This is a genomic window from Winogradskyella poriferorum, from assembly GCF_050618035.1.
GTDB classification, from domain to species: domain Bacteria; phylum Bacteroidota; class Bacteroidia; order Flavobacteriales; family Flavobacteriaceae; genus Winogradskyella; species Winogradskyella poriferorum_A.
This window is the reverse complement of the sequence record NZ_JBODPY010000116.1, coordinates 1-238: the sequence shown is the minus strand read 5'-3', so window position 1 is coordinate 238 and position 238 is coordinate 1. Positions and strand designations below refer to the sequence as shown.

Here is a 238-nt window from a genome sequence, read left to right as displayed (position 1 = left end):
AGGGTCTCCCGAAAAACTTATTAATGCAGCAAGCAGCGCAGTCAAAGTTGCAATGCAAGTAAGGTCCTCAAGCATTTTAGTTTGCGACTGCCTCTCCCGAACCGTCGCACTAGATAGCCAGTTCCCTGCAGAGTTAAGAGCCGTATCAGATCAAGTAAACAGTCAACAGCCCGACATCATTGTTGAAGGCGTATTAGCACTGGGCGAGATTGCCAGCAATGGTGATAGAACAACCAAT

General features: G+C 47.5%; 1 protein-coding gene. It reads left to right on the top strand.

Translation table 11 applies throughout. The features are described from left to right. On the top strand, nt 1-238 hold a 238-nt coding region (locus ACRHOC_RS15135), incomplete at both ends, for a hypothetical protein (RefSeq protein WP_431159441.1).